This is a genomic window from Streptomyces sp. NPDC001852, from assembly GCF_042891825.1.
Lineage (GTDB): Bacteria > Actinomycetota > Actinomycetes > Streptomycetales > Streptomycetaceae > Streptomyces.
The window spans coordinates 15638-30181 of record NZ_JBIATN010000057.1 but is presented as its reverse complement, the minus strand read 5'-3'; the positions used below and the strand labels follow the sequence as shown (position 1 = coordinate 30181).

The following is a 14544-nucleotide window of genomic DNA, read 5'->3' as shown; positions in this document are numbered from 1 at the left end:
CCCGCGGAGCGGGTCCCATCGCGCTGCGCGCGATGCAAGCGAACACCCGTGCGCTGCGCGCACGGGTGTTGCGCTCCCGCTCCGCGGGAGCGCTGGCTGACCGCTGCGCGGTCAGCTCACCCGCCCTGCGCAGCAGGGCGGGTGACGCTCCGTCCGCTGCGCTTCCGGAGCGGTGGGGGCTGCGCCCCTACTCGGTGCCTGCGCTGCGCTCCGGTCACCGTGTGGCGCTTCGCGCCACGAAGGCCAGCCCCGCTGCGCGGGGCGGGCCAGCGGGCCTGCGGCCCGGGCAGCAGCGGTGGGGGGTGGCTGTCTCTCCGGCTGCATCCCCTGCGGGTTGTGGGGTTTGACGCTCAGTCAGCCTCTACAGGCGAAGTGCTGCCGATTCCCGCAACGTGTAGAGGAGGGTGACGGGTAGTCGGGAGAGCGATGGGCTGAACACGGGCTGGTGAGGTGGGCAGGAGTGGCTGGCCCCACAGCGGCCTGGGTGGCTAGAAGACCTGCCTGCCAAGATCCTCGTCTCATTGCGATCCGCAACTCCGCCAGCAGTAGCTCCCACCTGTCCCGGGCTTGAATGTAGTCCTGACTGGTGTGGAGTGCTCCTTCCTCCACGCGGTCCCTTAGATCCCGCAGGGACCGGAACGCGGCAGTCGACGCCTCGACGACTGCCTTGGGTGCCACCACCGCGATCTGGTAGCGCAGTTCGTAGGCATTCCCCTCGTGGAATGCCTCGGCTGCCCTGCGGGCCCGTTCTCCAGCTGGCAAGCCAGTCAGCCTGGCCGCCATCCGTAGGTGATTCCTCGTCCTGGCGAGAGCGGCCAGGTAATCGCCGTACAGTTGCTGCCGTGCGGCCTGGTCCTTGTCTTCCCTCCCACGCTTGGTCCGTATCTGATCTGTTGCCAGCGTGGATGCGATGCCGATGACGGCACCGAGTGACGTGCTGACTAGCGGTCCCCAGTCCATGAGGGGGATCCTACGAGCCCTGAGTCAGTGGATGCAGGGGTGCACCGCAAACCACTGTAGTGGTGCTTCAAACTTTGGGTGCGCTAAACTCTGGAATCAGATGCCCCTAGCGCCTAGCCAATCAGGGAAGTTTCTGATCACACTCCCCAGCTGCTTGTCCGACGCCGCGCCCCGGTTCCGGTGAGGTTCCCCTAGTCGACTAAACACAATCTACAGTGCAGGTTTCTCGCTTCCTGTCGCGTGAAGCCACAGGCGGGGCTCGCAGGATAAGGCAGATTGGAATGGCAGTGAAGGAACTCCGCCCCCACCAGCGAGAAGCCGTGGACGCGGTGCTGCGTGCGCTCGAATCGCCTGCACGATCTACTGTGCCCGAGCGGGGGCTCCGCACTCAGGTGATCATGGCGACCGGAACGGGCAAGACGCTCGTGGCCACCCGCAGCGCCGAGGAGCTCCGTGCGGGGCGCGTGCTCGTGCTCGTCCCCTCCCTCGATCTACTCGCCCAGACCGAGGCCGCCTGGCGCGAAGGAGGCCGCACGGGCCCGATGGTCGGGGTGTCGTCCCTGCGGGGCGAGGAGGTGTCCTTTCCCAACACCACGGACGTGGAAGAGCTGGTCGACTGGGTGCGCCCGTTCGACAAGGTCACGGTGTTCGCCACGTACGCCTCCCTGGGACTGGGCACGCTGGAGCGCGCGCACAAGGCCGGCCTACCGGGCTGGGACCTGATCGTCGTGGACGAGGCACACCGGTGTTCGGGCCGAATCGGGAAGCCATGGGCGGTCGTCCACGACAACACCCGCATCCCCGCCCTGCGCCGCCTCTACATGACCGCCACACCCCGGCTGTGGCAGCTGGACGAGGACGCCGAGCAGGGCGCGCCGGGCGAGCTGGTCGCCTCGATGGAGGACGACCCGGAGGGTCCGTTCGGCAGCAGGTGCTACACGCTGACGCTGTCGGAGGCGATCGACCGGGGGATCTGTGCCCCCTACCAGGTGGTGTGCGTGGACATCACCGACACCCAGCTACAGGCCGCGCAGCTTCTGGGCGCTGAGGGCCGCTCGGACGAGGTGCGGGGGGCCCGGCTCGCGGCGCTGCAGACCGCACTGGTGAAGGCGTCCTCGGAGGAGAACTTCCGGCGCACGCTGGTCTTCCACCACGTCGTCAAGGAGGCCGAGGCGTTCGCGGCCGGCCTCCCCGATGTGGCCGCGCAGCTGCACGCCGCCGACCCGGAGCTGTACCCCAAGACGATCTGGGCCAACTGGCTGTGCGGCGAGCACAAGCCGGGTCACCGGCGGCGGGTTCTCACCGAGTTCGCCGACGGCATCGCCACCGACGGCACCGTCGTAGAGAAGAGCTACCTCGGGTCCGTGAAGGTCCTCGGCGAAGGCGTTGATACCTCCCGATGTGACTCCGTGTACTTCGCGGACGTCCGCGGCTCCATGCCCGACCTCGTCCAAGCCGTCGGCCGGGCGCTGCGGATGCATCCCGGTGAGGGCAAGATCGCCTCCCTCGTCGTGCCGGTCCTGCTCGGGCCCGGAGAGACGGCGGACAACATGCTCACCAGCAGGGCGTTCGGCGGCCTGGCGAAGCTGCTGGAGGCACTCAGGGCGCACGACGCCCGTGTCGTGGAGGCACTGGCCGAGCCCCAAGCGCGCAGCCGTGTCAGAGGCGTACAAAGCCGCAGCGGGGGCCAGGAGGGCCCAGGCGAGGGGGAAGGGTCCGGTGGGCCGTCGACTCCTGCCCGGCAGCTGCTGAAGTTCTCCACCCCGCGTGACCCCGCGCAACTGGCTGCATTCATCAACCTGCGGGTCCTCAACCCCGAGCATCAGCACTGGCGGCGCGGCATCGAGGCCTCCGTCATCTACGCCCGCGAGCACGGCGACCTGAAGGTGCCGTTCACGTTCCGCGTGCCCGGCCACGACGACCAGGAGGCGGAAGCCGAGGGATGGCCGGCCGCGCTCGCTGGGTTCCCCCTTGGGCAATGGATCGCCGATGCCAGGCGCGTCTACGCCCGTGGGGACATGGATGAGGATCGCGTCCTGCAGCTGGAGAAGCTGGGCATGGTGTGGTCGCACTTCGACGTCGCGTGGGAAGAGGGCCTGGCCGCCGCGCGCGGGTGGGCCGCCGAGGCGGGCCACCTCCTGGCACCGCTGGACGCCACCTACCAGGGCTACCGGGTAGGCATCTGGCTCAAGAACGCGCGGGCCGCCGCCCGGAAGGCCGCCGAGATCGAGCAGCGGCGCGCCGAGGGGCTGCCCGTGCAGTCGGTGGCCGGCGCACTGTCGGACGAGCGGCGCGAGCAACTGGAGGAGATCGACCCGTCGTGGTGCCCGGCCTGGCCGGTGGAGTGGCAGCGCGCCTTCCACCTGATCCGGCAGCACCTGAACGCCGGCGGCACCCTGCCCATGTCGCCGGGCGTCGTCGTGCACCAGGGCGAGGACCTCGGACGGTGGGTGCGCTCCGTCCGCCTCGGTTGGGACAAACTCACCACCGTCCAGCAGTGGATGTGCGAACACATCCTCGGCATCCAGCCCGCGAGCGAGGACGAGAAGCCGAAACCGCGGCGGACCCAGGCCGACAAGTGGGCGATGAACTACGCGGCCGCTCGGCAGTACTACGAACGCGAGGGACACCTTCGGGTGCCCAGGAAACACGTCGAGACGATCGTCCTCGGCGGCGAGGGGGACGAGGGCAGCAGCCAGGACCAGGAAGAACAGCAGATCCGGCTTGGTGCATGGATCAGCAACCAACGCAGCAGGGCAGCGACGCTCTCCCCCGAGCGGATCGAGCAACTATCCGCCATCGGCATGCGATGGACCTGCCTGTGAGCAGGACCGGAGCGGCCGCCCCGCCGCTGGTGCACCGCGCGTGACGACCTTGCGCTGGGCTCGCCCATGATGCGACTCCAGCCGCTCACCGGTCCATGCCGTCGCAGTTCACCCGCTTGGAGGCCAGACCGAGGCATGAGGCCGGCGCGTGCTGGTGATCTCGTTTTCACCGGGCCGTGTTCTCGGTGCGGATCATTCGGCGCAGGCTGGTGCGGGCGGCAGTCAGGTCTTCTTCGAGGGTGCTGATGCGGGCGCGGCATGTGGCGTTCTCTGAGGCGGCTTCCTCTAGCCGGCGGGTGAGGTCCTGGTTCAGGGCATTCAGCTGGTCTGCTCTGGCTGCTGCGTCGGGGGCGTAGATGGCATCGAGTTGCTGGCCGAGTTGGTGGCGCAAGGCTGCCTGGAGCCGGTCGCGTTCGTCGCGGAGTTCTTTGATTTCTTGCCGGGCGATTTCGAGTTCGGTGCGCAGGCTGAGTTGGGAGGGCAGGCTTGCCGTGGCAGATGGCGGGGTGCTGTGGGCCTGGCGTAGTTGAGCTGCCTCGATGTGCTCGCGTACGCCGGGGGCATAGGTGAGCCAGGTGGAGACTCTGGCCGCGCGGGCGACTGCGGCGAAGGTGAGCGGCTTTCCCTGTTTCTCGAGTGCGGCGAGGACGGCGAGGACACGGGCTCGTTTGTCGAGGCTGTGACGGCGTCTGGCTTCGGCGAGGGGGGCCGGGTTGCCGCGAGGATTCATCGCAGGTCTTTAGGTCGGGCAGTGGCGAGGGGCAGGAGAGTGTGGTTGTCGCCTGCTCGTGCTTTGCGCAGCACAGTGCTGGCCTCTTCGATCTGGGCGCGTTCGGAAGCGGGGAGGGATGCCAGGCGTGTGTTCATGCGGTCGATGACGCGCTGGTAGGCAGTGATCTGTGCGGTGAGGGCGGTGGTGACGAACTCGGCTGCGCCCATGGCGAGTGCGGTTTCGCGGTCTGCTCGTAGCTCGTTGATGTGATGCTCGATAGCGGGCAGGTAGGAGGGGTCGGGGCGGTAGAAGCCGCAGGCGGCGCACTGGAAGCGGATGGGGCAGGCCTGGCCGCCGGCTTTGACGTTCGACGGCTCGGTGCAGCCGCCGTAGGGAACGGCGACGGAGCGCATCTCGTAGGCCGTGCTCGAGCTGGGGCTGGGGTGGCCATGCTGGTCGAGGACATGTGCGCTGAGTTTGGCCACGGCTTCGCTTTTCCGTTTGAGGGAGACGGTGTAGTAGCGCTGGGTCATGGCGATGGATTTGTGGTCCATCAGCTCGCGCAGCACGTCGACGGGGGTGCCGGCGTCTGCGTGACGCTGTGCGTAGGAGTGGCGGAAGGCGTAGGGGTAGATCAGGGATCGGTCGAAGAGCAGTCGTTGTCCTTTGGAGTCGGTGCCCTCGGCGTGGAGCGGGGGTAGGGCGTCTACCCAGAGCCTGAGGGCGTCGCTGAGGTAGGTGCTGGAGATGTAGGGGGCGTCGCTCAGGGCGGTGAGGGACGGAAAGAGGTATCGATCTCCCTTGGCGGGGAGGTGCAGCTGGTCGCGGCAGTCTTGCCAGGTTCGGATGGCGTCGGCGGTGGATGTTGTGATCGGCAGACGTCGGCGGTGGCGTTTCCGCTTGTGGTTGTCCCAGATCAGGGTGGGCTGGCCGTTGTGGATTTCCAGGCAGTCACGGGCCAGGGAGACGATCTCGAGCGGGCGGCGCCCGGTGTCGCGCAGGACGATGTACATCGTGCGGTACAGCAACTGCCGGGCGTTGGGAGCGATATCGCGGCAGCCGTAGGTGTTTCCGGTGCCCAGGGTGTCGAGGTAGGCGTCCAGTTGCCGGATGACGGATTCGGGGATGGCCTTGCCGATGAAGTCCTCATTGGGTTCTTCCACGGAGATGACGTGCTCGACGGGCACGCGGGTGAAGGTGCCGGCCAGGTCGTCGAGGGTGCCGCAGCGGCGTCCGTAGGCGATGAGCTGAAAGAACATTCCCAGCAGGCTGCGTCGGAAGGAGGAGGAGTAGGAGGTTCCGTCTCGTTTGCGTGCGCTGCGGAAAGCGTCGACGGCCAAGGTGGCATCGGCGAACGTCAGGGCGGCGGGATCGTCGCCGGCGTCGGCGCGCTGGGCGAGAGCCGTGGAGGCAATGGTCGTCGCGTGGAAAGTGCGCTTGAAGTCTTCCGTGGTGGGTCGGGCGGTGGTCACCCAATGACGCAGCGCCTGGCGCAACCAGGGCTGGCGGACTGTGCGGAGATCGACGCGGCCGGGCAGATGCCGGCGCTTGCCGGAGGCGCTGTGGCGCAGCCCGAGGACGCGCAGATCGATGACGTCCTGGTCGATGAGAGTGATCCCGGAGAACTCGCTGTATCCGGCGCGGGCGGCGGACTGCAGGTTCTCCAATGTGCGGACGGCAGACTGGTGCGGCTTGGTGAGCCGGGCTGCGTTGGTGGCGTTCAGAAGGGTCTTGGCAGTGGTGAGGTGGCTGATCACGCCACGGATCCAGTGAGGTTCCAGGGCCCGTACCCACTGGTCCATCTGCTGCACGGCATACAGCACTTCCCAGCGCAGCAACTCGGGCAACGGGGCGAGATGAAACTGGTGCGCCAGCAGATACAGCGGCTGCCCCGGCGCCCACTGGGCAACAGACCTGGGAGCGGTACTGGAACGGCATTCTGCCCTCCAGGCACGCCAGTGATAGTTGCACAGCCCCCGGGAATTCATGGATGCGCCGGCACAGTCGGCGACCATACAGACGGGCACGTCAGTGAAGGGCGTAGCGCGTTCACGGAGCCAGCTTTCGAACGTGCCCCTTGCCGCGTGGTACTTGCGGGAGTTGTGGTGGGCAGCGCACAAGCCTCCCGATACCTGGGGCCGTACGCAGCGCACGCCGTTCCGGGTGAGCGTGCACGGCCCGACGACCGTCAACGGCAGGGATTTGGAACGGGTAGGGGTGAAGGTGGCGGCGAACTCTTCCCGCGGCAGGCCGCTCTTTCTGCGCTGGTCCGAGCAGTACGTACAGAACGTCTCCTGAGCGCGCACGATCATGTCGCAGCGGCGGGTGCGGCACCGGGAGGACGAGGTGCGCGGGTTGTCGAGGTCTCCGGTGAACAGCCACCTGGCGCTGTCCCACTCCCCTGGCCTCCACTCGGGATCGATGTGGGCACGCAGCCACGTCTCCCACGACTTCTTCGTGGCCCTCGTCGGCGCCTCCAGTGCGGTCACGGGCGCGGTAGCGGTACTCACTGGTTCTCCCGCCATGCCTGGGCCCGGTCGACAGCCGCCCGGGTCTCGGACTCATCGACGTGGCGGTAGCGGTCCATGGACAGCGGCGAGGCATGACCCAGCAGCTTTTGCACCACGTCCCGGTCCACTCCCTCACGCAGCCAGTGGGTGGCCGCCGAGTGGCGCAGCATGTGCGGGCGAGCCGGATGCCCGGCACGGCGGGCCAGACGGTCGAAGACGCTCTTGGCGTTCGGATAGGTCATGGCCCGCCCCAGCGGGGGCCGGAAAAGGTTCACGAACACCATGCCTGTCTCGGCCGCCTGGGCCACCGCGGTCCGTTCGTGCTGGTAGTCGGTGTAGAAGGTGACGATGTCGGGGGTGACAGGGAGGCATCGGGAGTGTCTGGACTTGGCAAGGGCCCGGTTCGGGTTGTCGGTGCGGCGCCGCACATGAAGGTGCGGGCCCTGAACCGGGCAGCCCAGCGAGCGTGACGAGGCCAGGAAGTGCAGATCCTCCTGGCGCAGGCCCAGGGCCTCTCCGATCCGCAGGCCGGTCGCGGCGAGCAGCGCGATGAGGAAACGGTCCCGCGCCCGGGGCGTATCCGCGATCATGCAGCGGATCTGCTGCGGGGACAGGTCCTCGTAGCCGGGCTCGCTGACCTGGAAACGAAAAGCCGATACCTGGACCTGGCGCCACTGGCCGCGCTCCCCGGCGTCGTAACCGGCCGGCAAGAACCGCAGGCACTTCGGCTCCGACAGCAAGCCGGCCGTCTGGGCAGGAACCCAGCCGTGGAGTGCGCCGAAGCGCAGGAAGTCCGCAACCGCCGTCATCACCGCGTTCGCCGTAGCCTGCGAACGGTAGCGGGGTGCAGCCGTGGTCGGGGAGCGGCGGCTGCGAGCCGGCAGCGGCGTGGTGACCAGCCACTGCTGCAGCCCGGACAGAGCCATGAAACTCGGACACCACCACTCGATACGGCGCCCCGTGCAGTAGTTCAGATAGAGGGCGAGACGGCCCGCGTAGACCCGTTCCGTGTTCGGCGAGCGGCCCTTGCTACGCAACCCCGCCAAAAACGCACACGCCTCCACATGCAGGTCATAGGTGCGTGCATCGGCCACCACCCACCGCTCCACACCAGTCGACGGAGAGATCGAACGCTCAGCCACATAGCTCTGCTCCACCCACCAAACACAACCAAGCCCCGTCGGGCACCGAGGCACGGACCGTCAGACGGCCACACGACCAGGTGGGAACCACACCGAACATGCCACACCAACCACCCCACAGAGAGATAATCCGCGCCTGAGTCGAACAAGCACTGCAGGTCGGCGTGAGCGAGGAGAGCCGCGGTGAGTGAGGCAGCACGGGCAGACGCCGGGGGCAGTGCGGGCGCGGGCGGCTTCGACTACCAGCATCGCGTGGCCGCCTGGCTGGCTGTCGCCGCTGTAGCGGGCTCCGCATCTCCGGGCGTCCAGGGGCTGTGGACCGGAACTGTGGAGCGGATCGCCTGCGAAACCGGCGAACCCGTCGACGACTGCCGAGTGCACACCTCCGACGGGCGGACACTGGCGCTCCAAGCTAAGCGATCAATTACGCTGTCTCAGTCGGAGGAGAGTGAACTCAGTAAGACCGTCGCGCAGTTCGTTCAGCAGCACCTCATGCCAGGCCATGAACAGGACCGGCTGGTCCTCGTCACCTCCCGCGACGCCTCAAAACCGGTGCGGAACGACCTCGAGCAAGTTCTTGACCGTCTCCGTAACGCTCCCGCCGAGCGGGACGTGACGTCGCTCGCTTTCAACAGCGACCAGACTGACGCCTACAACAAGTTCGTCGCTCACACGACCCGGGAGTGGGCAAAGCAGCGCGGCGGCACTCCCTCGGCTGCGGAACTGAGGGGGTTCCTCGTCCATTGCCACGTATGGGTCCTCGACGTCGAACAGGGCGGCCTGGAAGAACGGGAGGCCCTCCAGACACTGCGCACGTCCGTGATCACTGATCCTGCCCAAGCGGACGCGGCGTGGCACGTACTGCTCGGCGCCTGCGCACAGTTGGCCATCCAGCATTCCGGTGCCGATATGAGGCAACTGCAGCAGTCGCTGTCATCGGCTGGCATCGCGCTGGCCACCGTCCGAGACTTCACCTCAGATGTCCAGCGCCTGGCCAGGAGCACGCACGACACCCTCGACCAGTTGGGCCATGGCCTCACTACCGTCCCCACACCGCAGGGGCCCGTGGCCATTGCGCGCACGGTCACAGGCATCGGAGCGAGGACCCAGGAGGGCTCGATCCTCGTGGCCGGCGGGCCGGGTGCAGGGAAGACCGTGGTCGTGCACGAGTTGGCCCGGCAAGCCAGTGCAGAAGGCCGGCCTGTACTTCTCCTGTCGGTAGCCGGCGTGGATGCCCGGAGTGCTGGCATGCTCCAAGCAGAACTCGGGCTGCAGCATCCGCTTGTCGACGTTCTCGAGCAGTGGCAGCCCGGTAGCACCGGGCTCTTGGCGATCGATGCCCTGGATGCCGCACGAGTCGATGCCTCCACCGAGCTGTGGCGGTCAATCATCGCGGATGTGAGCCGTCGGCTGCCGAACTGGCAGGTGGTCGCCTCCATCCGCACCTGGGATCTACAGCACTCCCCCCAGCTGCGTGCCCTCTTTCCAGGCGAGGCAGTACAAGTGGGTGATCTGACGGACGAAGAGGTCGCCCAGGTCACCGACGTCTTCCCCGCCTTGCGTGACTTTCTGAGCCAGGCTTCCGACCAGCAGCGACAGCTGATGCGCAACCCGTTCAACCTGCGCCTGGCTGCCGAACTCCTGCTGGACGGCGCACCAACAACGCAGCTACGCACTATCGGCAGCAGGTTGGGCCTGCTGGAGCGCTACTGGGAGGCACGCGTCACCCGGGGAACCGAAGGCATCGCGAAAGCGGCCTTCCTCGGCCGCCTGTGCGCAGCCGCAGTACAGGAGAGACGACTTGCCGTGCCCTCGCAGAAGATTTTGGCGGGTGACACCGCAGCGTCAGACGTCCTGCGGGCCCTCCTTTCCAGCTCCGTCCTCACACAAGCCCCGACGATCATGGGCCCCACGGCCAACGGTCCACTGCAATTCGCGCACCACGTGCTGTTCGACTACGCCGTTGCCGTCACCTACCTCTCCCACTCCCCCGACGGGCTGCAGGAGAGACTGGACGCCGACCCCGACCTGTTGCTCTTCGCCCGCCCCAGCATCGACATGTACCTCCGGACGGCCTGGGCGCAAGGTCCCGGCGTGTTCTGGGCGCTGGCTCTGGCCTTGATGGCACTGCCCTCCCCCGGGATGGCAGCCACAGCAATCGCAGACGTCGTCACGGATGACTGCGATCAGGCGACTGACCTGGAGCCGCTGCTCGCACCGGATCCGGGCGCCGAGGAGGGAGCGAAGCGGATACTCGCAGCGATCGCCGTCGCTGTCTCCCTCAAGCTGAAGGAAAGCCGCCTCCAGCATCCAGGTGTCTGGACCGAGGTCGCTGAGCGTCTCGGCCGGACACCTGCCCGATTCCTCACGGCGCTGGGTGTCCTGGTGACCGACCTGGCCTCCCATCGGGCGATGCTGGACGAACAGCAGCTGCGGCTCTGCGCGTTGGCGGCGCGGCGCCTGCTGGAGTACCTGTGGACCCAGCCTCCAGCCCCCGCTTCACGGCTGGCCATCACCGCTGTGATCCAAACGGCAGCGGGTGACCTGACCGCGACCGAGACACTACTCAGGCGCGCTGTGGAGCCGCCCCAGCTCGAAGAGCGCGGCTACAACGACCTTCTCTCCATGACCAGCAAGGTCTCAGAGCTGCTGGATCTCCTGCCGGGCCTCATAGAAGACCTCTACGTGGCCGTGCTGAGCCACACCGAGACGTCCTCGGCCGACACCCAGATGGGCAGCGGCTCCGTGTTGACCCTCGTGTCCAATCGCCGACAGGACTTCGATTCTGCCAAGTACCCCCTGGTCGAATACTTCCCCACCGTCCTGCGCTCGGACCTCCCTCGTGCCCTGGCGATTCTCACCCGCTTGACAAGCACTGGCCAAGATCTACCCAAGCATTCGGCTGTCCTGGGGGACCGCACGTTCGTGGTCATCAAAGACGACTCACGCGCATGGGACTTCGGCTCCAGCTACGCCCATAATGACCCGGCGGCCCTACTCGGCACCTATCAGGACTTCGCCTCCGCTGCCACCGCAACCGAGGCGCAGGCGCTGAGCGAGGCGCTCACCTCGGCACCCCAAGCGGGTGTTGTATGGCGACGCACCCTACGCGCAGCTGCCGCCAACCCAGCCCTGGCAGCTTCCCTGGTCAGCGACCCGGCCGACGTCGTGACGCAGTTGCTCATCCCGGATCTGCTCGGTCCCGCCTGCGAGCTGATCAGCAAGCTGCACCCCACCCTCGCACCTGCCGAAGCTGCCAGCCTGGAGGCAGCGATCCTCTCGCTCAAGCCAGACGCCTCCCAGGAGGAGGGGAGCCAGGAGCAGGCCCGCCGGTACCAGATGCTCGTCGACGCGCTCTCCGTGGAACACGTCACCGATCCATCACTGGCAGCGGACAAGAACGCACGGGACACCGAAGCCGCCGCAGGGCACCTGCCGTGGCCTGCTGCGGAGCCAACCGAGACCAAGGAGGAAGACCCTGCGGAAGCCGAACTACGCAAGCTCATCGCAGCCCTGAGCAGCTTCGCGAGCACCTATCTCAACGGCACCGCCACACCGGAAGACACCGCATCCGCCGAGCACACTGCCACCAATCTGGAAGCAGCCCTGAAGCAGACGCAGTCCTCCCCCATGCGCGCGCAGGCGGAGGACGCTCTCGCCCGGGCTGCGGAGATCTGGACCCGCAGCACACAGACGCCGCCGGCATCCTTGACCCACGCGCGTACCCTCCTTCTTGTATCGACAACGAGCCCTCGGCCCGAACCCACCCCGGAGAACGCCAACTACGACCTGCTCCTCCCCCAGGGCCCCCGAGCCGATGCGGCTCGCGGCCTCGGCCAACTCGCCAGCGTGCCGGAGCAGTACAGCCCCGAAGTCGCGCGAGCACTGCTCGCACTGGCGGCAGACCCCGTGGGAGCCATCAGGCACACAGTGGCCCGACTCACCCCGCGCATAGCAGTCAGCGACACCGACACGGCGTGGGAGATCCTCGAGCGCCTCGCCACGCAGGACTCCGACGACGCCGTGCTCGCCGCCGCAGTCACCACGGCCTGTTTCTGCATGAGCGACCGTCAACGCGGCGCTTCCATCCTGACCACGGTCATGGGACGCGCGACACCGCACCCTGGCCGCGAGACCGCCGCCTCCGCCTGCGCCACCGCCGCCGGACTCCTGTGGGTCCACCACGCAACACCCGAAGCAGGCGCCGCCCTCACCAGCATGATCACCCGCTGGCTGGACGACAGCACCTGGGCCGGCTGCCTCCACCAACTACGCATCTCCGGAGCACTCACCCACGGCAACGAGGCTGTCCGCCAACGTGCTCTCCAGCTCATGCAGCAACTCGCCGAACCAGCCCTCACCGAAACCCGCCACGCTCTGAGCCAGCATCAGACCTCAACCGACGCCGAGCGTGAGCAACTCAAAAACACCCTCAGGCTCCTCGACAACATCGCGTCACAGATCTACTTCGCCAGCGGCGGCACCGACAGCAAGCCCCCGATCGAGCCGGAAGTCAGACTCGTCGACGAAGCCGAGCCACTGATCAAGCTCCTTGCGGCGACCCCAGTCGCGGGCGTCGCCCACCACCTCGTCGAGATGTGTGAGCGCATGATCGACCAGCGCCCGCAGCAGACGCTCCTGACCGTCCGCGACATCGTGACCCAGGTAGGAGCACAAAGCGGCTACACCGCGGACGCCCTCGGCGTGGGAACCTGCGTCACCTTCGTGGAACGCATCCTCGCCGACCACCGCAGCCTCCTCCACAACCCGGACAACCTCACCGCCCTACGGCAGATCTGCGACGCCTTCATCGACGCCGGATGGCCCCAAGCCCACAGCCTCGTCTTCGGCATCGAGCAGATCTTCCGGTAACAGCTCCAAAGCACCCCGCACCCTCCCGAAAGCCGCCCCTGAACCACGCCAAACATGCCCATCACTTCACCAGCACTAGATAATCGACACCAAGAACTGCGACTCCGTCTACTGGGCCGACGTGCGCGGTTCCATGCCTGACCTCGTCCAGGCCGTGGGCCGGGCGCTGCGCATGCAGCCGGGCGAGGGCAAGGTGGCCAGCCTGGTCGTGCCGGTACTGCTCGGGCCGGGCGAGACAGCAGACAACATGCTCACCAGCAGAGCGTTCGGCGGGTTGGCAAAGCTGCTGGAGGCGCTCAGGGCGCACGACGCCAGGGTCGTGGAGGCTCTGGCGCAGCAGCAGGCCCCAAGCCGCGTCAGAGGCGTACAGACCCGCGCCGGCGGCCAGGACAGCGAAGCCCGGAGCGACCCAAGCGACCGACTCTCCCTACCGGCACGAGCGCTACTGAAATTCAGCACCCCACGCGACCCCGCACAGCTCGCCGCGTTCATCAGCCTCCGCGTCCTCAACCCCGAACACACCCACTGGCGACGCGGCATCGAAGCCGCCGCCCTCTACCACCGGCTCCACGGCGACCTGCGCGTGCCGTTCACCTACCGCGTACCCACCGGCGACAGCCAGGAGACGCAAGCCCAGGGATGGCCGGCTTCCCTCGCCTCCTTCCCACTCGGGCAGTGGGTCGCCGACGCCCGCCGCTTTTACGCCCGCGGGAGCATGGACAAAGACCGCGTGGCGCGGCTGGAGAAGCTGGGCATGGTCTGGTCGCACTACGACGTCGCATGGGAGGAAGGACTCGCCGCCGCGCGCGGGTGGGCCGCGCAGAACGGGCACCTGCTCGCGCCGCTGGACGCCACCTACCAGGGCTACAAGGTGGGCATCTGGCTGAAGAACGCGCGGGCCGCCGCCCGGAAGGCGCAGGAGATCGAGCAGCGGCGTGCCGACGGCCTGCCGGCGCAGTCGGCGGCCGGCACGCTGTCGCAGGAGCGGCGCGAGCAGCTGGAGGAGATCGACCCGTCGTGGTGCCCTACCTGGCCGGTGGAGTGGCAGAGGGCCTTCCACCTCACGCGGCAGCACCTGGAGCAGGGCGGCGAGCTGCCCGAGCCGGGCGACGTTGTGCACCAGGGCGAGGACCTCGGGCGGTGGGTGCGCTCGGTGCGGCTCGGCTGGGACAAGCTCACCACCGTGCAGCAGTGGATGTGCGAACACGTCCTGGGGATCGAGCCCGTGAGCGAGGACGAGAAGCCCAAGCCGCGCCGTAGCCAGGCCGGCAAATGGGCCCTCAACTACGCGGCCGCAAAGCAGTTCTACGAACGCGAAGGACACCTACGCGTACCCCGCAAACACATCGAACGGATCACCGTCGGCGAGAACCAGGAACAGCGGGAGATCAAGCTCGGAGCATGGATCAGCAACCAGCGCTCGCGGACTGCCACGCTCTCCCTCGAACGCGTCGAGCAACTGTCGGCGATCGGAATGCGCTGGACATAGCCGCTCGGTCAAATCCAGGGGTTGCCGTCCGGAA

The 14544-nt window shown here is 67.6% G+C and carries 6 protein-coding genes; 3 read left to right on the top strand and 3 right to left on the bottom strand.

The annotated features are described in order from the left end of the window. Nucleotides 1-1241 precede the first annotated feature (1241 nt). The gene (locus ACFYZB_RS44700; protein ID WP_388767638.1) at nucleotides 1242-3785 is read left to right on the top strand and encodes a Helicase associated domain protein; all 2544 of its coding nucleotides are present in this window, start codon (nucleotides 1242-1244) and stop codon (nucleotides 3783-3785) included. 166 nt (nucleotides 3786-3951) lie between these two features. Here ACFYZB_RS44700 and ACFYZB_RS44695 read toward each other — a convergent pair whose 3' ends face one another. From ACFYZB_RS44695 to ACFYZB_RS44685, 3 genes are read right to left on the bottom strand one after another with little or no spacing between them, the layout of a single operon-like run. Next, complete coding sequence (locus tag ACFYZB_RS44695) at nucleotides 3952-4515, bottom strand: hypothetical protein (RefSeq protein ID WP_388767637.1); 564 nt, start codon at nucleotides 4513-4515, stop codon at nucleotides 3952-3954. Further along, nucleotides 4512-6986 (bottom strand): tyrosine-type recombinase/integrase, encoded by a 2475-nt coding sequence (locus ACFYZB_RS44690; protein WP_388767636.1) that lies wholly within the window; start codon nucleotides 6984-6986, stop codon nucleotides 4512-4514. Before ACFYZB_RS44690 ends, ACFYZB_RS44695 begins: the two co-directional genes overlap by 4 nt. Nucleotides 6987-7003: 17 nt before the next feature. Then, nucleotides 7004-8101: a tyrosine-type recombinase/integrase gene (locus tag ACFYZB_RS44685; protein WP_388767635.1), complete on the bottom strand. Its 1098-nt coding sequence runs from the start codon at nucleotides 8099-8101 to the stop codon at nucleotides 7004-7006. 231 nt (nucleotides 8102-8332) lie between these two features. Here ACFYZB_RS44685 and ACFYZB_RS44680 point away from each other — a divergent pair, with 231 nt between their 5' ends. Continuing rightward, nucleotides 8333-13021 carry a hypothetical protein gene (locus tag ACFYZB_RS44680; RefSeq protein WP_388767634.1) on the top strand — a complete coding sequence of 1563 codons (4689 nt, stop codon included), beginning with the start codon at nucleotides 8333-8335 and terminating at the stop codon, nucleotides 13019-13021. A 133-nt stretch (nucleotides 13022-13154) separates the two neighbouring features. Continuing rightward, nucleotides 13155-14510, top strand: coding sequence for a Helicase associated domain protein (locus tag ACFYZB_RS44675; RefSeq protein ID WP_388767632.1), 1356 nt, complete (start codon nucleotides 13155-13157; stop codon nucleotides 14508-14510). Nucleotides 14511-14544: the final 34 nt, after the last annotated feature.